We start from the raw sequence: 22,907 nt of genomic DNA, 5'->3' as shown, positions 1-22,907 counted from the left end.
TGTGGCCTGATCTCGCTGCGGTTGTGGCGCAAATGGGGCGATTGGCTCTCGCGCCCCGGGCAAGGCTTTGCTAGAAGGGCGCGGCGTGCGGGTGTGGCGGAACTGGCAGACGCACCGGATTTAGGTTCCGGCGCCGCAAGGCGTGGGGGTTCAAGTCCCTTCACCCGCACCAGCTCTCAGATGACCAGCCGCGCCTCGCGAGGTGTGAGGCAGGGCCGCGCGGCCTGGCGATCCGCAGGCCCCGGGCCTTGGGGGAAAAGGTCCCCCAGTTCGGCCCGCAACGCAGGCGGCAGGTCCGTCGCGGCAAGCCAGTCGGGCAGCAGGCTTTCCACCGGCACCCCTTCGGCAATAACGATCTCGTGCCGGTCGAACAGAAGATGCAGATACTCCACGTCCTTGCCGTCCGTATCCAAGCGTGCCGCCCGATCCCCGAGGAAGGCGACAGCCGGAACCAGAACCTCTGGCGCGCCGAACATGAGTTCTGCCCTCCAGCCGCAGACCATGACGCGGTGCTGGGGCGACAGGGTCAGCGTTCGGCGCGGCAGAACGTCCCCGAGCGATCCGGATGCGATGCGGACCGGAACGTGTTGTGGCCGTGCGGCAAGATCGGCCGAGGTCAGCCGGGCCCGGCCCAGCCAGCGCAGGGGCCGGGGACCGTGGTCGAGTGCCGTCACCAGATCGCCGGCCCGCAATGTCTCGATCCGGCGAGGGCCGTCGGGGGTGTCAATCAGGGTTCCCGGCACGAAACAAGGCGGGGTGTCATACAGGTCGTAGAGGTTTGATCCGACCCCGCGGCGCCCCTCGGATGCAAATGTGACCGTCAGCGCCTTGCCGACAGGCGGATAGGTTCCGTCCACATCGGGCCGCAGGATCAGGCCTTCGATCGTCGCATAGGCCGGTGAGGAGTTGTTCACGTTGTAGGCATAGGCGGTCCAGCTTTTGCCGGTGTCGGGATCGGTCAGGACGATGTGGTACTCCGCCTCGACCCGGGTGCCCGAGGCATAGGTGACACCGTTGATCGTCTGCGCGCCGCTGAGCGTCTGCTGGGTGCCATCGTTGTCCTCGAAGTCGGTATCGTTGTCGAGGATCGAGGTTTGCAGCCAGTTGGCGTTGTTCAGTGTGATCGTCTGGCCGACAAGATGCGATCCGTCGCCCTGCGTGATGCCGTCCAGACTGCCACCACCGGAAACGGTGATGTTCTGTTTTTCCAGCATCCAGACGGTATACACAGGCATGCGGCTGCTCCTGCTTGGCTTCTTGTCGCCTGTCGGTTAACGCAAAAGTGCAAACCATGTCTTAACGGAAATTGCATCCTGAGCGGCAAAACCCGGGTTTTTCTGCCTCTGCTGGCAAAATGTCGCGTCCCAGGCCGCGCATTCCGGCAATGGATTACCCCTTACGTCCCCGCGCAAGCTTTGCTATGAGGCCCGGGAAACAGCGTCGGGCTTCCGCCCTGCGCGGGTGAGCTATTGCGCGAAAGCGCCCGAATGATCTTAGGAAGGACGTCCCCCATGCAGGTCACCGAGACCCTGAACGAAGGCCTCAAGCGCGGCTACACCATCACGGTGACGGCGGCCGAACTGGACGCGAAGGTCCAGGAAAAGCTGCTGGAAGCCCAGCCCGAGGTCGAGATCAAGGGCTTCCGCAAGGGCAAGGTGCCGCTGGCGATCCTGAAGAAGCAGTTCGGCACGCGTCTTCTGGGCGACGCGATGCAGGACGCCATCGACGCGGCGATGAAGGACCATTTCGACAAGACCGGCGACCGCCCCGCCTTGCAACCGGAAGTGAAGATGGTCGGCGGCGAGACCTGGAAAGAGGGCCAGGATGTCGTGGTCGAGATGACCTATGACGCTCTGCCCCCGATCCCGGAGGTCGATGCCTCCAAGCTGAAGCTTGAACGGCTGATCGTGAAGGCCGACGACAAGGCCATCGCCGAGGCGCTGGAGAACCTGGCGAAGTCGGCCCAGTCCTTCGAGGACCGCAAGAAGGGCGCAAAGGCCAAGGACGGCGACCAGGTGGTGATCGACTTCAAGGGCTCGGTCGATGGCGAGCTGTTCGATGGCGGCTCGGCCGAGGACTATCCGCTGGTCCTGGGCTCCAAATCCTTCATCCCGGGCTTCGAGGACCAGCTGGTCGGTGCCAAGGTCGGCGACGAAGTGTCGGTGAACGTGTCGTTCCCGGAAAACTATGGTGCCGCGCATCTGGCGGGCAAGTCCGCGGTCTTTGCCTGCACCGTGAAGGCGGTGAAGGAACCGAAGCCGGCCGAGATCGACGACGAGCTGGCGAAGAAGTTCGGTGCGGATGACCTGGCGGCCCTGAAGGCGCAGATCGCCGAACGTCTGGAGGCCGAATACAAGGGTGCGGCCCGCGCGGTGCTGAAGCGGTCGCTGCTCGACCAGCTGGACGGCATGGTCAAGTTCGACCTGCCCGCGAACCTGGTCGAGGCGGAAGCCAACCAGATTGCCCACCAGCTGTGGCATGAAGAGCATCCGCACGAGCACGGCCACAACCATGGGGCCATCGAGACCACGGACGAGCACAAGAAGCTGGCAGAGCGTCGCGTCCGCCTGGGCCTCTTGCTGGCCGAGATCGGCCGCAAGGCCGAGATCACGGTAAGCGATGCCGAGATGACGCAGGCCGTGCTGGCCGCTGCCCGCCAGTATCCGGGGCAGGAGCGGCAGTTCTTCGAATTCGTTCAGAAGAACCAGCAGATGCAGCAGCAACTGCGCGCCCCGGTGTTCGAGGACAAGGTGGTCGATCACCTCGTGGGCCTGGCCATGGTGACCGAGAAGGAAGTCTCGAAGGAAAAGCTCCAGAAGGCCGTCGAGGCGCTGGACGAGATGTAAGAAGCGGACCCGGGTCCGACGGGGAGGATCAGGCCGCGCCTTCGGGTGCGGCCTTTTCATTGACAGGTCTCGCGGATCGGGGCACTGTTGCATCGGGGGAAGAAAACGCCCCCATTTCCCTGACATTGCCATGCCCGTCGGCCGCGCCTCCTGCGCGGCTTCAAGGGCGTTCGAGAGGTATGATATGTTGATCGATGCCGCACACCGGTTTGCCGAGTCTGCCCACGCCGGCCAGGTCCGCAAAGGGGTCGCACAGGAACCCTATGTCACCCATCTTGCCGAGGTCGCGAACCTGACCCGCACCTTCGGCGGCAGCGACGAGGCCATCGCCGCCGCCTGGCTGCATGACACGGTCGAGGATTGCGGCGTCCAGCCCGAGACGCTCCTGCGGGAGTTCGGTGCGGATGTTGCCCGGATCGTCGCGGCCCTGACCGACGACAAGTCGCTGCCCAAGGCAGAACGCAAGCGCCTGCAGGTGCTGCATGCCCCGGGCAAGGACGCGGATGCGGCGCTGGTCAAGCTGTGCGACAAGATCTCCAACGTGGCCTCGCTGGCGAAGAGCCCGCCCGTTCACTGGGATCAGGCCCGCCGGTCTGCCTATGTCGATTGGGCCGAAGCGGTGGTCGCCGGCCTGCCGGGATTGCCGCCGGACGGCCTGTCCCGCTTTGCGGCGACCGCCAGGGTGGCGCGGATGGCGCTGGCGCAGGGCTAGGCCCGCGCGGCTTCGGCCCGGATGACCAGTAGCCCCGCGCCGATGAGCAGCGCGATGCCGGCCCAGGCGAGCGCGGTCGGAAGCTGCGCCCAGAAGAGCCAGCCCCAGAGCACCCCCCAGATGATGAAGCTGTACTCGAAAGGCGCGACCGAGGAGGACGGCGCGACCCGGTAGGCATAGGTCAAGAGCGACAGGCCGATGGAGGCGATCAGCCCGCAGGCCATGAAAAGGAGAAGGTCGTTGGTCGGCATCTCTTGCCAGCCGCGGGTCAGGAAGGCGAGCGAGGGGTGCGTTGCGCCGTCATGCGCGCCCGATCCAAAGACGACGGTCAGCGCGAGTGCCGCGGCAAGGAAGGACAGGTTGCCCCAGAAGGTCATGGCGCCCGCGGTTTCCGTCCGGCCGAGGACGCGGGTGGCAAGCTGGGTCAGCGCATAGCCGAAGGCGCCGAGGACGGGGAGAAGGGCCGCAGGGTCGAAGACGCTGGCGCTGGGGTTGAAGATCATCACCATGCCGAGGAATCCGGCGGCCAGCGCGATCAGGTTCAAGGGGCCGATACGCTCCTTGAAGATCAGGGCGGCGGCGATGGTGATGAAAAGCGGCGCGGTGAAGAACAGCGCCACGGTGTCGGCCATGGGCATGGCGGCAAGGCCCAGGTAATAGGCGGTATAGGCGGTGAAGTTGAGGAAGCCGCGCGCCAGCATCAGGGCCCAGTTCGGGGTGGTGATGGTGGTCAGCCGCCCGTCCATGAGGCGCACGATGATCAGAAGCAGCGGCACGGCCGTCAGGCTGCGGATCACCATGGCCTGATAGAGCGGATAATCGCCGGAAAGCCGCTTCAGGATCACGTCCTGAAGCGAGAAGACCGCGATCCCGACGACAAGGGCAAGGATGCCGCGCTGGGTGGCTGAAAGCTGCATGGGGCCACGCTAGCCGGGGCCGGGCGCGCGGCTTGCCTGCCGCCGACACGGGCCGGTCAAAGCGCGGCAAGCCTTGCGGCGGTCTCCGGCATCCGTCTTTTCCTGCACGCCGCGCCAGGGACCTGCCTTCGGGTGCGGCCTGTCCTCAGGTCAACTGTGCAACGTCCGAAGTGCGACGGACGCCGCCACTTGCACTCATCATGCGCCTTGGCAAGATGGCCCGAAGGCTTCAGCGAGGGGACGGGCGTCTTGCCGAGAACGATTGCGATCGGAAATTGCAGTTACGCTGTCGAAGAGGGTGCCCACCGGCGCTTCTGGAAACGGGTCAACAGTGGCGTGTGGGAGCCTGAGACCTTTGCGATCTTCGATGAATTCATTGGAGGGGAGTCCCTGTTTCTCGATGTCGGCGCCTGGATCGGCCCGACCGCTCTCTATGGCGTTCAGCGCGCCGCCCGCTGCATCGCCTTCGAACCCGATCCGCTCGCCTTCGCCGAGCTTGAGGCAAACGTTGCCGCCAACCGGGGCCAGGTCTGGGTCGAGAAGCTTGAACTCCATCAGTGCGCCATCAACAGCGATGGACGATCCTTCATTCTTGGCGGCCGCGGCGAGGGCGGGGATTCGATGTCGAGTGCCCTGTTTCCCAACCGGACAAGCCGATGGACGGTCGAAGCAAGGCGGCTTCATGATGTGTTGGCAACCGAACGGCAACCCGGCCAGCCGGTGTTCATCAAGATCGACATCGAGGGTGGCGAATACGAGTTGCTGCCCGCGATCGGCGACATCATCGCTGACCCCTTGGTGACCGCCTATGTTTCGTTTCACCCCAGAATGCTGCGCAATTCGTTAGCTGCCACGAACGACCCGATGAAAGCTTCCGTGATCTATGTCGATCAGCACCTGTCGGTCATCGAAAGCCTGCCCTGGTCGCGCAGAATTGCGGGATCTGATGGCGCGGAAATCAAGAGGGATGCTCTTGAAGACGGGCTGAAGCGCCACTCCATGTTTCCAAGGGAGATTCTGATCCGGAGCTGACCTGCCACCGGCCTTTCATCCGGCCATGACCTGGACCAGATGATTGCAGGTCAAAGCGCGGCCAGCCTTGCCGCGGTCTCAGGCATGCGTTTCAGCGTCGCGCCGATATGCGCCCGCCACTGGGGGCCGCGGTCCAGCGCGTCCTCGTAGGCCTCGCGCAACTCGTCGGGCCGGTCCTCGGCGAGCGCCTCGATCAGGAGGGCGGCCTGGGCCATGTCCTTGCGCGCCTTCAGCCGGTCGGGGCCTTGGCGGCGATCGGCGACGATCAGCTTGTGGATCGCATAGGCCTCGGGCCGGGGGATCTGGACTAGGACGCCCGCGCGGTAGATGGCGGCGGCCTTGATCGGTTCGGCGATGAGGTAGTTGAGGAAGTGCAGGGATTGGGCCGCGACGCCGAGGGCGGGCAGGTCGCGGGTGTCTTCCTCGGGGCGGAAGGAGGGGGTCAGGAATTCGACCAGAGTGTTCGACTTGGTTTGCCGCCAGCGCCAGATTGAACGATGGTTGATGGAAGGGATCGGGGCAAAGTCCAGCGTCTTGAAGGTTTCGTTGAGGGGTGTCTCGACGGTATCGCCAAGGGCGAGGGAGAGGCGCTCGAACTGGGCGATGTCGAGATCGCCGGTCTGCATGATTTCAGTGCCTTGGATGCGGATGCCGAGTTCGCACTCATAAAGGCGAAAGGCATTCGTGCCGACGATGGTGCCGCCAAGGCGGAAGGCCCCCGTCTGTTCCAGCGCCGAGAGCAGCGAGCCGGTCGCCGGATCAACCGTCCGTACCCCCTCGGCGCGCAGGACGCGGATCAAGCGGGTGCGGTCGGCTGCGCGAGCTTTTCGGGCGGCCTTGAGGTCCTGGTGCCGGGCGATCCTTTCCGCCATTTCGGGGGTATCTTCGCCGATGTAGCGCTTTCTCACGTCACTTCCGACCCGGTACATGTCATACCAGTAGGACTTGGCTCCGCGCTTCTCCAGTCGCGGTGTGCCAATGATGTCGCTTGCCTGTTCGTCCTCCAGCGCGGTGCGGAGGTCTAGATAGGCCGAATGTGCAATCGCGCTCAGTCTCTGCATGGTGATGTACTGCGTCTGATTGTCAGTGTAGTACATAAGGGGCGGTGAAGGTGCAAGATCTATGTACTACAATAGAATTCAGATGTAGTACAAATGCGGAGCAAAGAAAAACCGCGCCCGGGGCTACCCGGACGCGGCTTGCAAATCCCTGAAGGGAAAGGCTTATTCTTCGGACGCGGCCGCGCCCATTTCGTCGAAAAGCTCGGCGATCTCGAACTCGGCCTGGGCTTCGGCTTCGGCAGCGAGTTCGGCGACAGACTTGCCCGAGGCCTGCAGTTCGGCCTCTTCGGGCGAACGGGCGACGTTCAGCTTGATCTTGACCGCAACCTCCGGGTGCAGGCGCACGGAAACCGTGTGCAGGCCCAGTTCCTTGATCGGCTTGTCCAGAACGACCTGCGACCGATTGACGGTGAAGCCCGCCTCGGTCGCGGCTTCCGCCGCATCGCGCGGCGTGACCGAGCCGTAGAGCGCCCCGGCGTCGGACGCCGAGCGGATCACGATGAAGGTCTGGCCGTCGAGCTTGGCAGCCACGGCCTCGGCCTCTTTCTTCGTTTCCAGGTTCTGCGCTTCGAGCTGGGCCTTCTTCGCCTCGAACGACTTGATGTTGGCCTCGTTCGCGCGCAGCGCCTTGCCCTGGGGCAGGAGGAAGTTGCGGGCGTAACCGTCCTTGACGTTCACGACCTCGCCCATCTGGCCAAGCTTGGCCACACGTTCCAGAAGGATGACTTGCATGTGCGTCGCTCCTTATTTCACGGCATAGGGCAGCAGGGCCAGGAAGCGGGCGCGCTTGATGGCCTGGGCCAGTTCACGCTGCTTCTTCGCCGAGACTGCGGTGATGCGGGACGGGACGATCTTGCCACGCTCGGAGATGTAGCGCTGGAGAAGACGGGTGTCCTTGTAGTCGATGGCCGGAGCGTTGTCGCCCGAGAAGGGGCAAACCTTGCGGCGGCGGAAAAACGGCTTGTTCGCCATGGTCTATTCCTTTCCTCGGATCAACGGCGCGGAGCGCCGAACGACGGACGGTCGCCACGATCGGCGCCACGGTCGGGACGGTCGCCGAACGACGGGCGTTCACGGCGTTCGCCGCCAAAACCGCCGCGGTCGCCACGGTCGCCGTCACGCTCTTCGCGCTTCTGCATCTGGACCGACGGGCCTTCGGCATGCTTGTCCACCTTGATGGTCAGCACGCGCATCACGTCGTCATGGAGCCGCATCAGGCGTTCCATTTCCTGCACGGCCGCGGCGGGTGCGTCCGACTTCAGGAAGGCATAGTGCCCCTTGCGGTTCTTGTTGATCTTGTAGGCCATCGTCTTGACGCCCCAGTACTCGTTCTCAACGACCTTGCCGCCGTTGTCCGCGAGGACGGTGGAGAAATGTTCGATCAGACCTTCGGCCTGCGCGTTGGACAGGTCCTGGCGCGCGATGAAGACATGCTCGTAAAGAGGCATGCGGGCTTCCTTTTGTCTCGGGCGGCTTCATAGGACGGGCGATGGCCTTTTCCGCAGCCCGTCCACGAGAGGCATCGCCGGTTCATGGATAAGCGGAAAGGATGCGGCCTTATACAGATTGCGCGCCCTGGCGCAAGGCGAATCGGCGGCGGCTTACGCGGGGTCGGGACGCGCCATCCTGGCCCCCAGCACCAAGGCGCCGACCAGGGCCGCCACTTCCTGGCGGAGCAGCGGTTCGGGCACACCGACCAGCCTGCCCTGGAGCGCCAGATGCACCACGCCATGCACCGCGCCGAACAGGGTGCGAACCCGCAGGCGCACATCCGCATCCGCCAGGTCGGGGCGCAACGTTCGCAAGGGTGCGACGATCCTTGCGATCAGCACCTCATGCTCCTGCCGGTGCCAGTCCGGCATCTCGACCCCCTCGGGCAGGCGGTGTTCGAACAGGGCGGACCAGAGGCGTCGGTTTTCCAGGGCAAAGACGGCATAGGCGTCGGCGAGCGCGAGTGTCACCGCCTCGGGTCCTCCGGCGTCGGAGGCCGGGGCCAGGGCCTTGCCCAGACGTTCCAGGGTGCGCGAATTGACCCGCATCACCAGTTCGTCCAGGTCGGCCACGGCATTGTAGATCGCCCCAAGCGCGCAGCCTGCCCGCTGCGTCACGTTCCGAGCCTTCAGGCCCAGAAGGCCCTTTTCGGCAATCTCGGCCTCGGCGGCCTCGATCAGGCGCGTTCTGAGATCGGCCTTGCGGTCCTTGTCGGGCGACTTTTCCATCTGTGACCTCACGTCACATGAACGTTGTTCAGAGAATTTCTTGAACAGTGTTCATGAATTTGGCAGGCTTTGAACAGTGTTCATGCACCGGGAGTTCCAGATGTTCAACACGATCATCACGCTGGTCAGGGGACGAAGCCACGATGCCGCCCAGGCGGTGGCGGATGCCAACGCGCTGTCTATCCTGCGCCAGCAGTTGCGCGATTCTGCGGCTGGCGTCGAGGCGGCGCGGCGGTCGGTCGCGGTCGTCATGGCCTATGCCGAGCGCGACCGGAAATCGCTGCCGCGGATCAACGCCCAGATCGCCGATCTGGAGGGCAGGGCCGTCGCCGCTCTGGCGCAGGGGCGCGAGGACCTGGCGACCGAAGCCGCCGCCGCGATCGCCCAGCTTGAAGCCGAACGCGCCACTTCGGAACGCGCGCTGGCCACCTATGAGGTCGAGATTGCCCGCCTGCAGGAGGAACTCGGCACCTCTGAACTGCGCCTGCGCGAGTTGCAGCGCGGGTTGCAGCTGGCAGATGCGGCGCAGAAATCCCAGGCCGTGCGCGGCGCTGTCAGCCGTCCGATGACCGCGTCCCTGGCCGAGGCCGAGGCAACCCTGACGCGGCTGCAATCGCGGCAACTGCATGCCGAGGCGACCGCCGTTGCCGTGGTGGAACTGTCCGCCGGTCAGTCCGCCGAAGCGATCTCAGCCCGGCTGGCGGCGGCGGGCTGCGGCCCCTCGATCCGTCCCGATGCAGCGGCCGTCCTGGAGCGGCTGAAACAGAAATCCGCCTGATCCCCAGAACCTCAAACCCAAGGAGACCCACAGATGACCGACATGATCCAGCCGACGATCCGCACCTCGCAAGCTTACACCATGTTCAGCTATGTCAACTTCGCGGTGGCCGCCGTGATGATGGCGGGCGGCATCTACTTCCTCGAGGCAAGCTTTGCCGCCAAGGGCTTCTACGCCATGGCCGCGCTGATGCTGGTCTCGTCCACGGTGGGCATCACCAAGGCCGTCCGCGACAAGGAGGAATCCGACCGCCTGCACAACAAGCTGGAGGAAGCCCGCACCGAGCGCCTTCTCGCCGAGGTCTCGCGCGACCGCTGATCCTTGACATCCTGAAAGAGCGCCGGGGTCGCATGCGGCCCCGGTTGCCTTTGGTGCTGCCTGGCCGATGCGGGCAGGCCGAAGATGCGGTCGAAGCCCCAGGTGAACAGGTAGGTGTAGGCGATGAACACCAGGATCAGCCCGGTCTCGTAGGCGACGGCCTCGACCAGGCTCACCGCAAGCCACCAGGTCATGATGGGGACGCAGATCAGCACCAGACCGCCCTCGAACAAGAGCGCATGAACGGTGCGGCGACTGAAGGAACGGCCCTTCTCAGACTGCCGCGATTCCCAGGTCTCGAACAGGGTGTTGAAGACGTAGCTCCAGCACAGGGCGATGGTCGCGGTCAGGATCGCCAGCGCCATGGAGGATGTGGGGCTCGCCTCTGACACGAGCCACAGGTAGAGCGAGGCGACCAGCGTTCCCAGCGCCTCGAACGTGACGGCATAGACGATCTTGCGGCGGGTGGGTGGCATCAGGGGTCAGGCGGGATCCTTCGGTCGCCGCAGTTCTAAGACTTCGCGGACGAAGGTGTAGTCGTGATACCCCAGCCGGGCGGCGGGGCGGTAGCGGGTCGGGTCAAGGCGGCCGTCCCGCAGGACGTCGTCGCGGATGTGGACGCCCACCACCTCGCCGATCACCATGCGTTCGGGACCCAGAAGCTCGACCAGTTTCACCACCCGGCATTCCAGCGTCGCGGGCGCATCGGCCACCCGGGGGCAGTCGATTACGACACAGTCCGCCTTGGCCACGCCGGCTGCCACGAATTCGTCCGTCCCGCGTGGATAGCGCGCCGAGGTCGCGTTCATCGCCTCGAGCGCCGCTTCGGCCACGATGTTCACGGCAAATACGCCGCTTTCCACGGCGTTGGCCATGCTGTCGCGGTAGTCGCCGGCGAACATCACCTGCGGGGGCGTGTAGCCGACGGCGTTGAAGAAGGAATAGGGGGCCAGGTTGTCCCCGGTGCTGGCGCGGGTGGAAATCCAGCCGATGGGCCGGGGGGCGACGATGGCCGGGAACGGGCTGTGCGGCAGGCTATGGCCTTCGGCGGGGCGGTAGAACATCGAGGTGCCTTTCACAAATTGATCGTGACCCTGCGGCATGTTACGGCGCGATTCCAGTGATTTCGGGCCAGTGGATTCGGCAAGGCCTTCGGGGGACCATGACGCGTGTACCGGCTTGAGGAAGAGACCGAGGACGACTGGTGGGAAGTCGAGGCGCTGTATGACCTGTGTTTTGCCCCCGGACGGACGGCCTTGTCCTCGTACCGGCTGCGCGACGGTGTGCCGACCGTGGCGCCGCTTTGCCTGACGCTGCGCGACGAGGAGGGCGCGCTGGTGGCCGTCATCCGCTACTGGCCCGCGCTGATCGGCGAGCATGACGTGCTGCTTCTGGGCCCGGTTGCCGTCCACCCGACCCATCAGGGCGAGGGGTTGGGGGCGCTTCTCATCAACGAAAGCCTGGCCGAGGCGCGGCGGCTGGGCTGGGAGCGGGTCATGCTGGTCGGCGACGCGCCGTATTACAGCCGCTTCGGCTTTCGCAAGCTGGAAGGGGTGGAGATGCCGCCGCCCACCAACCCCGACCGGGTCCTGGGGCTGGAACTGAAGGCTGGGGCCTGGGAGGGCGTGCGCGGAAAGGTCACGAAGGCAACCTGAGCGACCCGGCCGCGGTGGGCATTGCGCGGGGCGCCAGCGGCCCCATATCAGGGTCATGGACCGTGACCTGACCGAACCGACATCCGACCTTGCTGCCGAGGTGGCCGAGCTTGCCCGCCGCTACAGGCGCGCGAACGGGCCGGTGATCCGGCTGGTCAACCGGCTGGGCGGCGCCTTCGAGGCACAGCTCTCGGCCTTGCCGGAGTCGGTCCGCAGCCAGATCGAGCGGGTGACGGCCCAGGCGCTGGAGGCGTCCTACGGCGTCGCCGCCCGGACGCCGGACCTGGGGCCGCGCGGGCCGATTGCCGCCGTGATCGCAAGCGGGGCCGCCGGCGGGGCGGGGGGGCTGCCGACGGCGGTGGCCGAACTGCCGGTGACGGTGACGCTGTTCCTGAACGCGATCCGGGCCGAGGCCCGGGCGGCGGGCCTTGATCCGAACGAGGACTGGGTGCGTGCCGAATGTCTGCAGGTGTTCTCGGCCGGAAGCCTGCTGAAGCAGGATGACGGGGTCAACACCTCGTTCATCGGCTCGCGGCTGGCCCTTACGGGTTCGGCGGTCCGGAACCTGATTGCCGCCATCGCGCCGAAGCTTGCGGCGGTGCTGGGCCAGAAGCTGGCCGCCCAGGCGATCCCGGTCCTGGGTGCGGTATCGGGCGCCACGCTGAACGCGGCCTACCTGGCCTTCTACCGCGAGGTGGCGCGGGTGCGCTTTGCCCTGCTGAAGCTGGCCGAGGTGCATGGGACCGAGGCCGTCGAGGCCGAGTTCCGGCTTGCGGCCGCGCCGCCCAAAGTGATCCGGGCCTGAGCAGGCTACGATTTCCATGCGAAGGATCTTGGGTTTCCTCCGGCGTTGCGAATAAATGCCCGCGACGCAAGGGGAGGGGGAGCATGAGCACAGATGTCATCGTCAGGCTGAAGGAAATGGCCGCCGATCCGGGCCGGGTCTGGATTGTCGGGGGCGCCACCTATGCGGGCCTGCTGGCCGAGACGGGGCGGCTGGCGAACGCGCTTCTGTCGCTCGGGCTGCGGCGGGGCGATCGGCTGCTCCTTCAGGTCGAGAAGTGCGAGGCTGTGCTGTCGCTTTACCTTGCCTGCCTGCGGGCGGGAGTGGTGTTCCTGCCGGTAAACCCCGGCTACACCGTCGCCGAGACCGCGCATTTCCTGACCGATGCCGAACCGGCCCTGGCCGTCACCGAACCGGGACGGGTCGCCGATCTGGCCGGCCTTGGCGCGCGGGTCATGGCCTTGCCCGACCTTCTGGCGCTGGCTGCGGGGCAGGGGACCGGCTTCGACGATCCGGTGCTTGGGCCGGATGACCTGGCGGCGATCCTCTATACCTCGGGCACCACGGGCCGGTCGAAAGGCGTGATGCTGAGCCGCGAGAACCTGGCATCGAACGCCGAGGCGCTGGTGGGGCTGTGGCGGTTCAGCGAATCCGACGTGCTTCTGCATGCGCTGCCGGTATTCCACACGCACGGGCTGTTCGTGGCCACCAACTGCGTCCTCTATTCTGGCGGCAGCATGATCTTCCACCATGCCTTCCAGCCCGCCGCCGTGCTGGCCGACCTGCCGCGGGCCACGGTGATGATGGGCGTGCCGACCTTCTATACGCGCCTCCTGGCCGACCCCGGCCTGACGCGCGAGGCAACCGCGCACATGCGGCTTTTCATCTCCGGCTCGGCCCCCCTGTCGCCCGCGACCCATGCCGAGTGGCAGGCCCGCACCGGGCATGCGATCCTGGAACGCTACGGGATGACCGAGACCAACATGATCACTTCGAACCCGTACGAGGGCGCGCGGCGGGCCGGGACGGTGGGGATGCCGCTGCCGGGGGTGCAGGTGCGGATCACCGGGCCGGATGGCGCCGTACTGCCGCAGGGAGAGGCCGGGGCGATCGAGGTCAGGGGCCCCAACGTTTTCAAGGGCTACTGGCGGCTGCCGGAAAAGACCGCCGAAGAGTTCCGCGACGGCTGGTTCGTCACCGGCGACATGGGGGCCTTCGATGCGGACGGCTACCTGTCGATCCTTGGTCGCGCCAAGGACCTCGTGATCACGGGCGGGCTGAACGTCTATCCGGCCGAGGTCGAGGCGACGCTCGACGATCTGCCAGGCGTTGCGGCCTCGGCAGTGATCGGGGTGCCGCATCCCGATTTCGGCGAGGCGGTCGTGGCGTGCCTGGTGCCCGCGCGCGGTGCGGAACTGGACGAGGAGCGAATCCGAGTGACGCTGCGGGACAGGTTGGCGGCTTTCAAGATCCCGAAACGGGTGCTGGTGCTGGACGAACTGCCCCGCAATGCAATGGGCAAGGTCCAGAAGGCCGAGCTGCGGCGCGCGCATGCCGGGCTGTTCGAGGCAGGGTGAGCAGCAGGGTGTCTGCCGCGGCAACCCGGGAATGACCTAAGCCGATCATTGGTTTGAACTTGTATGTCGGCGGTCTGCCAGGGGGCGCCCGGGATCTTAGAGCGCCTCCCGCTTGGCAGGCGTCTGCGGGAATTCGCTTATACCTTTGGTTTAATTCCCCGGAATAAACCTCTGGCAACTGGCCTGCCGACAAGACTTGCGCATTCGATATCGTATTCCGGCTGTTACGCGATCGTGACCTCCGGGACACAAAGCATACGAAGCAAAGAGGAACAGACGATGACACCGAAGACGAAAGAAGACATCCTGTCGCGCCGCAAGGCCCTGACACGGATCGCGGCTCTTGCCCTCGGCGCCTACGCAGTGCCCGCGATGACCACGTTGAGCGTGGCCCAGGCGAGCAGCGGGTCCAGCGGCTCCAGCGGGTCCAGCGGCTCCAGCGGGTCCAGCGGGTCCAGCGGGCCGAGCAAATCCGGGGGCACCAGCGGATCCGGATCCTCGACCTCGCCCAGCACCTGCTCGGGTCCGAACGACGACGATACCGGCTGCGGCTGATCGCAGTCCGTCCCCCTGATATTTCCCTGCAAGACCCCTTGGCGCCTTTTGGTGCCAAGGGTAACCGGATTTTCCCCCCGATGCGTCAGGACATCGCCTTTCGCGGACTCAAGGCACCCCTGCGGCTGCAGGAGGCCGAACCGGTGCTGCGTCTGCTTCCCGATGTTTTCACGGGTTGGCCCTATGACGCCCGGGCGGCGGGGGCGATGGCAAAGCCCTTCTTTTCGATCACGGCCGGCGAGGACGGGCTTCTGGCCTGCGAAAGTCATGTCGATGATCGCCCCGTGCGCCGGTTCGATGCCGTGAATGCGGTCTGCGATGCCGTTTCGGCGGTCGCCTTCGCGCTGCCGGCCGAGGACGACCGGCTGATCTGTCTGCATGCGGCCGCGGTCGAAATGGCTGGGCGCCTGGTGGTCTTTCCCAATGTCCGGCGGGCGGGGAAAAGCACGCTGTCCTCGGCCCTGGCCCGGGCTGGTCATCCGCTGTTCAGCGACGATGTGCTGCCCCTGTCCTTCACCACGGACGACCTGGCCTGGGGGCTCGCGATGGGGATCGCCCCGCGCCTGCGTCTGCCGCTGCCCGGGACGATCGACCCCTTCTTCCGGGCCTGGGTGGACAGCGTGGGCGGGCCGAAGAACCGGCAGTATCAGTATCTCTGCCTGCCCGACCAGCCGGCGCATGGCGTGGTCCGCCCGCTGGGGGCTTTCGTGATCCTCGACCGGCGCGACGACCGCACCTTGCCCCGGTTGGAGCCGGTTTCGCCGGATGCGGCAATGGACGCGCTGCTGCATCAGAACTTCACCCGCGACCGCCATTCGGGCGACGTTCTGGTGGCGATGGCCTCGGTCCTGGCCCTGCGCCCCGTGTTCCGGCTGACCTATGAAGACCTGTCCGAAGCCGTGGCCTGCCTGGAGCAGGCCTTTGAGGGCTGGCCGGATGACCTTCCCTCAGAACCAGTCAGCCCGGACCGCCGCTTCCGGCTGGCAGAGTTCAGCGCGCGCGGAATGGCAGATCGCGGCATCCGGGGTCGGGTCCGGCAGCGTGCCGGCACGGTCGCGGCCGAAATCGGCGGCACCCTCTATCTTGCCGATGCCGAGGGGCTGGCGATCCACCGGATGGACGGGATGGCGGCGCTGATCTGGGAGCTCCTGGCCGATCCGGCGCTGCCGGAGGACATCGCCGCCGATCTGGCCGAGGCTTTTCCTGGCACGCCGCACGCACGGATCGCCGCCGATCTGGGCGACCTGATCGAGAGGCTGGCGAGGGAAGCCCTGATCGACCTTGAGGCCAAGGGCTGAGCCAACGTCTCAAGTCTCGACGGTCGCCAACCAGTCCATCAGGAGCGGCCTCGCGCTTTCGGCGCCCTCGGCACGGGCCCGGTCGATTACCTTGCGCGCCTCGGTCAGATCGACCCGGCGCAGGAGCGCCTTGACCGGCCCGACCGAGGCCGGCCGCATGGAGAGCGCGCGGAAGCCGATCGCGGCGAGCGCCAGCGCCTCGATCGGCCGGCCCGCGTCCTCGCCGCAGAAGGAGAGGGGGGTGCCGGTCTCGGCGCAACGGGCGACGACCTGTTCGAGGAACGACAGGAACGACAGGTTCAGGGTGTCATAGCGCCGGCGCACCAGTTCGTTCTCGCGGTCGGCGGCGAAGAAGAACTGCTTGAGGTCGTTGCCGCCGACCGAGATGAAGTCGGTAAGCTCGAAAAAGCTTTTCGGTGCGAAGGCCAGTGAGGGTGTTTCCATCATCGCGCCGATCTCGATCCGTTCGGGGACCGGGTGACCGAGCGACTTCTCGCGGTGCAACTCGCGCAAGGCGTAGGAGCGGGCCTGCTGGAATTCGCTCATCTCCGTGATGAGGGGGAACATCACGGTCAGTGGACGCCCTTTCGCGGCGCGGATCAGCGCCTGAAGCTGCATCCGCAGGACGCCTGGCTTGTCGAGGCCGACGCGGACCGCGCGCCAGCCCATCGCGGGGTTGGGCTCTTCGGGGGGCTTCATGTAGGGCAGCACCTTGTCCGAGCCGATGTCGAGCGTGCGGAAGGCCACCCGCTTGCCCTTTGCCGCATCCATCACGCGGGCATAGAGCGCAGCGAGTTCGGCGCGCTGCGGCATCTTCGAACGGATCAGGAATTGCAGCTCGGTGCGGAAAAGGCCCACCCCGTCGGCGCCCGAACCCTCGAGGCTGGGCAGGTCGGCCATGAGGCCCGCGTTCATGTGCAGCGCGATCGTGGTGCCGCAGAGCGTGGTCGCAGGCAGGTTGCGCAAGCTGGCATAGCGTTTCTGCGCCTCGGCCTGCATGGCGATCTTGTCGCGGAACGCGCGGGCGACGGTCTCCTCGGGGCGCAGGTGCACGATGCCCTGGTCGCCATCGACAAGGATCGGGTCGCCGTTCAGCGCCTCGGCCACCACGCGATGGGCGTTGATGACGAGGGGAATCGCCAGCGCCCGGGCGACGATGGCGGCATGGCTGCCGACCGAGCCTTCTTCCAGCACCACGCCCTTCAGCTTGCGGCCATAGTCCAGGAGTTCCGCCGGCCCGATGTTGCGCGCAACGAGAACCGGGTTGTCCGGCATCTCGGCCCCGGTGTCCTGCCCCTGGCCGGTCAGGATCCGCAGCAGTCGGTTCGACAAGTCGTCCAGATCCTGCAACCGTTCGCGCAGGTAGGGGTCCGGCACCTGTTCCATCCGCGCACGGGCGGCGGATTGTTCCTTTTCCACCGCCGCCTCGGCCGAAAGGCCGCGCATGATGTCCTCTTCCATGCGACGCAGCCAGCCGCGGGAATGGGCGAACATCCGGTAGGCTTCCAGCACCTGCTTCTGGTCCTTGTCCAGATGCTCGGCGGCGAGAAGGTCGTCGATCGAGACGCGCAACTCGCCCACCGCGGCGCGGATGCGGTCGATCTCGGTCAGGGGATCGTCGGCGACGGGGTTCGTCACCACGACGCGGGGTTCGTGCAGCCAGACCCGCCCCTCGGCCGCGCCTTCCTGGCCGGAAGTGGCACGGAACATGACCGGCTGCTTGTGCAGGGCCCGCATCGCCCCGTCGCCCGAGGTGAAAGCGCCAAGCTCGGTCATCTCGGCCAGCACCATGGCCACCACGTCCAGCGCGTAGATCTCGTCCTCGGAAAACTGCCGCGCGGTCCTGGACTGGACGACCAGCACGCCCAGCTTCTCTCCGACCCGCTGGATGGGCACGCCGAGGAAGGAGGAGAAGAGTTCCTCGCCGGTTTCCGGCATGTAACGGAAACCCCTCTCGTTCGGGGCGTCGGCGGTGTTGACCGGCTGGCCGGTGCGGGCGACACGGCCGACAAGACCCTCGCCCAGCTTCATGCGGGTCTGGTGGACGGCTTCCTTCTTCAGGCCCTGGGTGGCGCAAAGCTCCAGCGTCTCGGGGTCGCGGAAGAGGTAGATCGAGCAGACCTCGGTCCCCATGCTGTCGGCGATCAGGTGGGTGATGCGGTCCAGCCGGTCCTGCCCCTCACCGGGGGTGGACAGCACGTCGCGCAGACGGCGCAGAAGCTTGCGGCTTTCGCTTTCACTGCGTTCGGGCATCGGGCATCCCTGAGGTTGTTTCCGCCCTTAGAGCACAGGACGCGATCAAGGGGAACCGTGCTGATACCTCGCCGCGATCCTGCAATCGACCTGTCTGGCATCCGGGCATGGGATGGCCGCAACGAGTCTGCAAGCTCGGGCGCCGCCCGATCATTTGTCAGGTGCCATCACGCCTGCGGATGAGCCAGGCCCGGAAGACGGGAAGGGGCAGAACGGGGATCGCGCCGAGGATGCGCAGCTCAGCTCCGGGTCAGCGCCGGAAGAGCCCGGACAGTCCTGGTGCAACCACCACAATCGAAAGGATCCCGGTGGCGACGAGAATGGCCGAACCGGACCTTACGCCTTGTCCAGCTCGAACGTGTCGTGCAGCGCCTGAACGGCCAGTTCCATGTACTTCCGGTCGATCAGTACCGAGATCTTGATCTCGGAGGTGGTGATGACCTTGATGTTCACGTTCTCGGCCGCGAGGGCGGCGAACATCCGCGCGGCGACACCCACCTGCGACCGCATCCCGATGCCCACGACCGAGACCTTGGCCACGTCCGTATCCGTCACCAGCGTGGTGCAGACGAACTTGCCTGCGGCGGCGGCGTCCTCGATGGCCTTCTTCGCGCGGTCCACCTGGTTCGTCGGCAGGCTGAAGGTCATGTCCGTGTGGGCGCGCTTGTCCGAGGGGTCGTCCTGTTCCGAGATGTTCTGGACGATCATGTCGACGTTCACGCCCGCGTCGGCAAGCGCGCCGAAGATCGCGGCGGCGACGCCGGGCCGGTCCTCGACCTTGAGGAGCGTCATCTTCGCTTCGTCACGGCTGTAGGCGACGCCGGAGACAACTTTCGATTCCATGATTTCATCCTCGTCGCAGACCAGGGTTCCAGAGTTTTCGTCGGTGTCCTCGAAGGAGGAAAGCACCCGCAGCCGCACCTTGTAGCGCATCGCCAGTTCGACTGACCGGGTCTGCAGGACCTTGGCGCCGAGCGAGGCGAGCTCCAGCATCTCCTCGAAGGCGATCCTGTCCATCTTGCGCGCCTTGGCGCAGATGCGGGGGTCGGTTGTGTAGACGCCATCGACATCGGTGTAGATGTCGCAGCGTTCGGCCCCGAAGGCGGCGGCGAAGGCGACGGCGGTGGTGTCGCTGCCGCCCCGGCCGAGCGTGGTGATCCGCCCCTCGGCGCTGACGCCCTGAAAGCCCGCGACGACCGCGACCTTGAAGCCCTCGGCGAACTTGGCGTCGATGTTGTCGCGCGGGATCGAGACGAAACGGGCCGAGGAATGGGCCGAGGTGGTGTTGATCGGCACCTGCCAACCCTGCCAGCTGCGCGCGGGGATGCCCATTTCCTGCAGCCGCAGCGCCATGAGGCCGGCGGTCACGTTCTCGCCCGAGGCGACAACGGCATCGTATTCGCGGGCGTCGTAGAGTTTCGAGGTCTGCTCGACCCAGCCCACCAGTTCGTTGGTCTTGCCGGACATGGCGCTGACGATGACGATCACGTCATAGCCGCGCTCGACCTCGGCCTGGACCTTCTTCGCGGCGTTCTCGATCCGCGCGAGGTCGGCGACCGAGGTCCCCCCGAATTTCATAACCAGAAGCGGCATGGTCCCTCCCCAAGAGCACTCTCGGGCCCGTCAGAATTCCCGCCGCGTCATATGCAAGCCCAAGGGGCGGTGCAAGTGGCGGCGGGCGCGAAAATGAGCGCTGACGCGCAAGTCCCTTGCCTCGTCGTCGGGGCTTTCGCCCTCCTCCTCAGGGGCTGCCGGCGGGAGTATTTGGGAATGGGCAAATGGATTTGCTCTTTTTCAAATACTCCGGGGGCGTGGGGGCGGCGCCCCCATGCGCCGAGGAGGAGGGCGAAAGCCCCGACGACGAGAGAAAAGGCTTGCGGCGTCAGCCGCGCTATTCGGTCAGTGCCCGCCAGCCGATGTCGCGCCGGCAGAAGCCTGCGGGCCAGTCGATGCGGTCGACCAGGGCGTAGGCCGCGTCGCGCGCCTCGCGCAGGGAGGCGCCGCGGGCCGTGACGTTCAGGACGCGGCCGCCGCTGGCGATGATCCGGCCGTCGCGCTCGGCGGTGCCGGCGTGGAAGACCATGTGGCGGCTGTCCTCGGGCAGTTCCTCAAGCCCCCGGATCTGGCTGCCCTTGGCATAATGACCGGGGTAGCCCTGCGTGGCCATCACCACGGTCAGGGCGTGGTCTTCGGCCCAGTTGACCTGCACCGCGTCGAGCCGCCCCTCGGCGGTGGCGAGCATGAGGTCCAGCGCCTGAGCGCCGAGGCGCATCATCAGGACCTGGGCTTCGGGGTCGCCGAAACGTGCGTTGTATTCGACGAGGCGGGCCTTGCCGTTCTGGATCATCAACCCGGCGTAAAGGACCCCCTGGTAGGGCGTGCCGCGGCGGGCCATTTCCCGGATTGTCGGCAGGACGATCTGGTCCATGGCCTGCCGCTGGATCGCCTCGGTCAGGACGGGGGCCGGGGAATAGGCGCCCATGCCGCCGGTGTTCGGGCCGGTGTCGCCCTCGCCCACCCGCTTGTGGTCCTGGGCGGTGCCGATGGGCAGCGCATGGGTGCCGTCGGTGAGGACGAAGAAGCTTGCCTCTTCGCCGGTCATGTACTCCTCGATCACCACCTCGGCGCCGGCCGCGCCGAATTCGCCGCCGAACATGTCGTCGATGGCGGCAAGCGCCTCGGCCTCGGTCATCGCCACGATCACGCCCTTGCCTGCCGCCAGACCGTCGGCCTTGACCACGATGGGCGCGCCCTGGGCGCGGATGTAGGCCCTGGCAGGTGCGGCCTCGGTGAAGCGTTCGTAAGCGGCGGTGGGGGCCTGGCAGGCGTCGCAGATTTCCTTGGTGAAGGCCTTGGAGGCCTCGAGCCGGGCCGCGGCGGCGGAGGGGCCGAAGGTCAGGAGGCCCGCGGCACGGGCTGCGTCGGCGACACCGGCGGCCAGCGGCGCCTCGGGGCCGACGATGACGAAGTCGATGGCGTTTTCCTCGCAGAAGGCGACGACCGCCGCGCCGTCGAGGATGTCGATGTCCGCGCATTCGGCCAGCATTCCGATCCCGGCATTGCCCGGCGCCACGATCAGCCGGTCGGTCTTGGGGTTCTGCTTCACCGCCCAGGCCAGCGCATGTTCCCGCCCGCCCGAGCCCAGGATCAGGATGTTCATGGCCGCGCCCCCGCTTGGAAGTTCCCTCGGCGCGTCATAGGGTCGGGGGCGATGGAGGGCAAGTATGGACCTTTTCGAGGACGGACCCGCGCCGCAGGGCAACCAGCCGGAATACACGGTCTCGGAGCTTTCGGGCGCGGTGAAGCGGGTGATCGAGGGGGAGTTCGGCCTTGTCCGGGTGCGGGGCGAGGTGGGGCGGGTCAGCCGGCCGGCCTCGGGGCACCTTTACTTCGACCTTAAGGACGACCGCGCGGTGATCGCGGCGGTCAGCTGGAAGGGGCAGGTCGCGCGGATGCAGGTGCGGCCCGAGGAGGGGATGGAGGTCGTGGCCACGGGCCGGATGACCACCTTTCCGGGCCAGTCGAAGTATCAGCTGATCGTCGAGGACGTGGCCCCTGCCGGCGCCGGCGCGCTGATGGCGATGCTGGAGAAGCGCAAGGCCGCGCTGGGGGCCGAGGGGCTGTTCGACCAAGGCAGGAAGAAGCCGATCCCCTACCTGCCGCAGGTGATCGGGGTGGTGACTTCTCCCAGCGGGGCGGTGATCCGGGACATCCTGCACCGTCTGCGCGACCGCTTTCCCCGGCATGTGCTGGTCTGGCCGGTGGCGGTGCAGGGCCAGTCCTGCGCGGCCGAGGTGGCCGCCGCGATCCGGGGCTTCAACGCGATCGAGCCCGGGGGGCCGATCCCGCGCCCCGACGTGCTGATCGTCGCGCGGGGCGGGGGGTCCTTGGAGGACCTTTGGGGGTTCAACGAGGAAGTGGTGGTGCGCGCGGCGGCAGCGAGCCGCATCCCGCTGATCTCGGCCGTGGGGCACGAGACGGACACGACGCTGATCGACCATGCCGCCGACCTGCGCGCGCCCACGCCCACTGCGGCGGCGGAGCTGGCGGTGCCGGTGCGGCTGGAACTGCTGGCGGTGCTGGAGGCCTTGGGTGCGCGGCTGGTGCGCGGCGTCGGGCAGGGCGTTGTGCAGCGACGGCAGCGGTTGCGGGACCTGAGCCGCGCGCTGCCCCGGGTGGAGACGCTGGTCGCCTCGCCCCGGCAGCGGCTGGATGCGGGGACGATGCGGCTTGGGTCGGCGCTGGGGCTGGCGGTCGCCAAGAAGCACCGGGAGTTCGACCGGGTGGCGGGGCGGTTGCAGCCCGGCGCGCTGCGGGGGCTTCTGGCGCGGCAGGGGGACCAGTTGTCGGCCAGGGACGAGCGGCTGGCCCGTGCGATCCTTCTCAGACTGGAGCGGCGGCGCGAGCGGCTGGAGGGCCTCGCGGCGCGGCTGGCGCCCGCGCTGGCGCGGCTTCTGGGCGAGGCGGGGCGGAAGGTGTCCGACGGGCGGCGCGACCTGTCGCGGCTGGGCGAGCGCATGGACGCGTCCCTGGACCAGCGGTTCCGGCGGCTGGCGGACCGGCTGGAGGCGCTGGACCGGACCCGGGTCACGCTGGGCTACCACGAGACGCTGAAGCGGGGTTATGCGGTCGTTCGGGGGGATGGGGCGGTCGTCACCTCGAAGGCGGCGGCGGAGGGGGCGGCGGCGCTGGAGATCGAATTTGCCGACGGGCGGCTTGCGGTCGGCAACCGTCCCGCGCGGCGGGCGAGGGGCGAGGGCGACGGCGGGCAGGGCAGCCTGTTCTGAGCCCCTGTCCATGCGGGACATGCCGGTGGACCTTCGCAGACTCAATGGGTTGGCCGTGGGCGTTCAGGTTCTGTTGACGAAGGTGAGCCAAGACGCGACCGGCGCGGACCGGGGG

The 22,907-nt window shown here is 66.9% G+C and carries 22 protein-coding genes, 1 tRNA gene and 1 pseudogene; 11 read left to right on the top strand and 13 right to left on the bottom strand.

The window, feature by feature from the left end:
• Nucleotides 1-87: 87 nt before the first annotated feature.
• Nucleotides 88-172, top strand: a tRNA-Leu gene (locus ACK4IU_RS07840).
• Nucleotides 173-176: 4 nt separating this feature from the next.
• Here ACK4IU_RS07840 and ACK4IU_RS07835 read toward each other — a convergent pair.
• Entirely contained in the window at nt 177-1,235 is a 1,059-nt protein-coding gene (locus ACK4IU_RS07835; RefSeq protein WP_409733400.1) for a Hint domain-containing protein, read from the bottom strand.
• Nucleotides 1,236-1,511: 276 nt separating this feature from the next.
• Between ACK4IU_RS07835 and tig the strand changes: the two genes are divergently transcribed.
• Nucleotides 1,512-2,846, top strand: coding sequence for a trigger factor (tig, locus tag ACK4IU_RS07830; RefSeq protein WP_409733397.1), 1,335 nt, complete (start codon nt 1,512-1,514; stop codon nt 2,844-2,846).
• Nucleotides 2,847-3,030: 184 nt separating this feature from the next.
• Nucleotides 3,031-3,558, top strand: coding sequence for an HD domain-containing protein (locus tag ACK4IU_RS07825; protein WP_409733394.1), 528 nt, complete (start codon nt 3,031-3,033; stop codon nt 3,556-3,558).
• On the opposite strand, the gene ACK4IU_RS07820 is transcribed toward ACK4IU_RS07825, so the two are convergent.
• Nucleotides 3,555-4,475 (bottom strand): DMT family transporter, encoded by a 921-nt coding sequence (locus tag ACK4IU_RS07820; protein ID WP_409733392.1) that lies wholly within the window; start codon nt 4,473-4,475, stop codon nt 3,555-3,557. The genes ACK4IU_RS07825 and ACK4IU_RS07820 overlap by 4 nt on opposite strands.
• 207 nt (nt 4,476-4,682) lie before the next feature.
• Here ACK4IU_RS07820 and ACK4IU_RS07815 point away from each other — a divergent pair, with 207 nt between their 5' ends.
• A complete protein-coding gene (locus ACK4IU_RS07815) occupies nt 4,683-5,507 on the top strand; it encodes an FkbM family methyltransferase (RefSeq protein WP_409733389.1) in 825 nt (274 codons plus the stop codon).
• A gap of 50 nt (nt 5,508-5,557) precedes the next feature.
• Here ACK4IU_RS07815 and ACK4IU_RS07810 read toward each other — a convergent pair whose 3' ends face one another.
• The 5 genes from ACK4IU_RS07810 to ACK4IU_RS07790 all read right to left on the bottom strand — a co-directional run bounded on the left by ACK4IU_RS07810 (nt 5,558) and on the right by ACK4IU_RS07790 (nt 8,787).
• Nucleotides 5,558-6,568 carry a GSU2403 family nucleotidyltransferase fold protein gene (locus ACK4IU_RS07810; protein WP_409733386.1) on the bottom strand — a complete coding sequence of 337 codons (1,011 nt, stop codon included), beginning with the start codon at nt 6,566-6,568 and terminating at the stop codon, nt 5,558-5,560.
• A gap of 162 nt (nt 6,569-6,730) precedes the next feature.
• Complete coding sequence (gene rplI / locus ACK4IU_RS07805) at nt 6,731-7,300, bottom strand: 50S ribosomal protein L9 (RefSeq protein ID WP_409733383.1); 570 nt, start codon at nt 7,298-7,300, stop codon at nt 6,731-6,733.
• Nucleotides 7,301-7,312: 12 nt separating this feature from the next.
• The gene (gene rpsR / locus ACK4IU_RS07800; RefSeq protein ID WP_103256213.1) at nt 7,313-7,540 is read right to left on the bottom strand and encodes a 30S ribosomal protein S18; all 228 of its coding nucleotides are present in this window, start codon (nt 7,538-7,540) and stop codon (nt 7,313-7,315) included.
• Between the two features lie 20 nt (nt 7,541-7,560).
• A complete protein-coding gene (rpsF, locus tag ACK4IU_RS07795; protein ID WP_409733380.1) occupies nt 7,561-8,016 on the bottom strand; it encodes a 30S ribosomal protein S6 in 456 nt (151 codons plus the stop codon).
• A 153-nt stretch (nt 8,017-8,169) separates the two neighbouring features.
• On the bottom strand, nt 8,170-8,787 hold the full coding sequence (locus tag ACK4IU_RS07790) for a TetR/AcrR family transcriptional regulator (protein WP_409733378.1): 618 nt from the start codon (nt 8,785-8,787) through the stop codon (nt 8,170-8,172).
• Nucleotides 8,788-8,869: 82 nt separating this feature from the next.
• On the opposite strand from ACK4IU_RS07790, the gene ACK4IU_RS07785 reads away from it, so the two are divergent.
• Nucleotides 8,870-9,565 carry a PspA/IM30 family protein gene (locus tag ACK4IU_RS07785; RefSeq protein WP_409733376.1) on the top strand — a complete coding sequence of 232 codons (696 nt, stop codon included), beginning with the start codon at nt 8,870-8,872 and terminating at the stop codon, nt 9,563-9,565.
• Nucleotides 9,566-9,598: 33 nt separating this feature from the next.
• Nucleotides 9,599-9,883 (top strand): YiaA/YiaB family inner membrane protein, encoded by a 285-nt coding sequence (locus tag ACK4IU_RS07780; RefSeq protein ID WP_409733374.1) that lies wholly within the window; start codon nt 9,599-9,601, stop codon nt 9,881-9,883.
• Nucleotides 9,884-9,972: 89 nt separating this feature from the next.
• Here ACK4IU_RS07780 and ACK4IU_RS07775 read toward each other — a convergent pair.
• A pseudogene (locus ACK4IU_RS07775) lies at nt 9,973-10,359 on the bottom strand (PACE efflux transporter); the annotation flags it as partial.
• A 6-nt stretch (nt 10,360-10,365) separates the two neighbouring features.
• Nucleotides 10,366-10,947, bottom strand: a complete 582-nt coding sequence (locus ACK4IU_RS07770) for a flavin reductase family protein (RefSeq protein WP_409733372.1) — start codon at nt 10,945-10,947, stop codon at nt 10,366-10,368.
• 105 nt (nt 10,948-11,052) lie between these two features.
• On the opposite strand from ACK4IU_RS07770, the gene ACK4IU_RS07765 reads away from it, so the two are divergent.
• The 3 genes from ACK4IU_RS07765 to ACK4IU_RS07755 all read left to right on the top strand — a co-directional run bounded on the left by ACK4IU_RS07765 (nt 11,053) and on the right by ACK4IU_RS07755 (nt 13,899).
• The gene (locus ACK4IU_RS07765; protein WP_409733370.1) at nt 11,053-11,538 is read left to right on the top strand and encodes a GNAT family N-acetyltransferase; all 486 of its coding nucleotides are present in this window, start codon (nt 11,053-11,055) and stop codon (nt 11,536-11,538) included.
• A 55-nt stretch (nt 11,539-11,593) separates the two neighbouring features.
• Complete coding sequence (locus ACK4IU_RS07760) at nt 11,594-12,343, top strand: EcsC family protein (protein ID WP_409733367.1); 750 nt, start codon at nt 11,594-11,596, stop codon at nt 12,341-12,343.
• Between the two features lie 83 nt (nt 12,344-12,426).
• On the top strand, nt 12,427-13,899 hold the full coding sequence (locus ACK4IU_RS07755; protein ID WP_409733365.1) for an AMP-binding protein: 1,473 nt from the start codon (nt 12,427-12,429) through the stop codon (nt 13,897-13,899).
• A 356-nt stretch (nt 13,900-14,255) separates the two neighbouring features.
• On the opposite strand, the gene ACK4IU_RS07750 is transcribed toward ACK4IU_RS07755, so the two are convergent.
• Entirely contained in the window at nt 14,256-14,486 is a 231-nt protein-coding gene (locus ACK4IU_RS07750) for a hypothetical protein (protein ID WP_409733363.1), read from the bottom strand.
• A gap of 48 nt (nt 14,487-14,534) precedes the next feature.
• Here ACK4IU_RS07750 and ACK4IU_RS07745 point away from each other — a divergent pair, with 48 nt between their 5' ends.
• Nucleotides 14,535-15,752, top strand: a complete 1,218-nt coding sequence (locus ACK4IU_RS07745) for a PqqD family peptide modification chaperone (protein ID WP_409733361.1) — start codon at nt 14,535-14,537, stop codon at nt 15,750-15,752.
• A 9-nt stretch (nt 15,753-15,761) separates the two neighbouring features.
• On the opposite strand, the gene ptsP is transcribed toward ACK4IU_RS07745, so the two are convergent.
• The 3 genes from ptsP to purD all read right to left on the bottom strand — a co-directional run bounded on the left by ptsP (nt 15,762) and on the right by purD (nt 21,165).
• Nucleotides 15,762-18,005 carry a phosphoenolpyruvate--protein phosphotransferase gene (gene ptsP, locus ACK4IU_RS07740; RefSeq protein WP_409733359.1) on the bottom strand — a complete coding sequence of 748 codons (2,244 nt, stop codon included), beginning with the start codon at nt 18,003-18,005 and terminating at the stop codon, nt 15,762-15,764.
• Nucleotides 18,006-18,341: 336 nt separating this feature from the next.
• The gene (locus ACK4IU_RS07735; protein WP_409733357.1) at nt 18,342-19,598 is read right to left on the bottom strand and encodes an aspartate kinase; all 1,257 of its coding nucleotides are present in this window, start codon (nt 19,596-19,598) and stop codon (nt 18,342-18,344) included.
• 298 nt (nt 19,599-19,896) lie between these two features.
• Entirely contained in the window at nt 19,897-21,165 is a 1,269-nt protein-coding gene (purD, locus tag ACK4IU_RS07730; protein ID WP_409733355.1) for a phosphoribosylamine--glycine ligase, read from the bottom strand.
• Nucleotides 21,166-21,229: 64 nt separating this feature from the next.
• Between purD and xseA the strand changes: the two genes are divergently transcribed.
• Entirely contained in the window at nt 21,230-22,792 is a 1,563-nt protein-coding gene (xseA, locus tag ACK4IU_RS07725) for an exodeoxyribonuclease VII large subunit (protein WP_409733353.1), read from the top strand.
• The last annotated feature ends 115 nt before the right edge of the window (nt 22,793-22,907 follow it).

The sequence above is a fragment of the Tabrizicola flagellatus genome (assembly GCF_046295235.1).
Lineage (GTDB): Bacteria > Pseudomonadota > Alphaproteobacteria > Rhodobacterales > Rhodobacteraceae > Tabrizicola > Tabrizicola flagellata_A.
The sequence above is the reverse complement of the archived record's forward strand: the minus strand, read 5'-3'. Positions and strand labels throughout refer to the sequence as shown.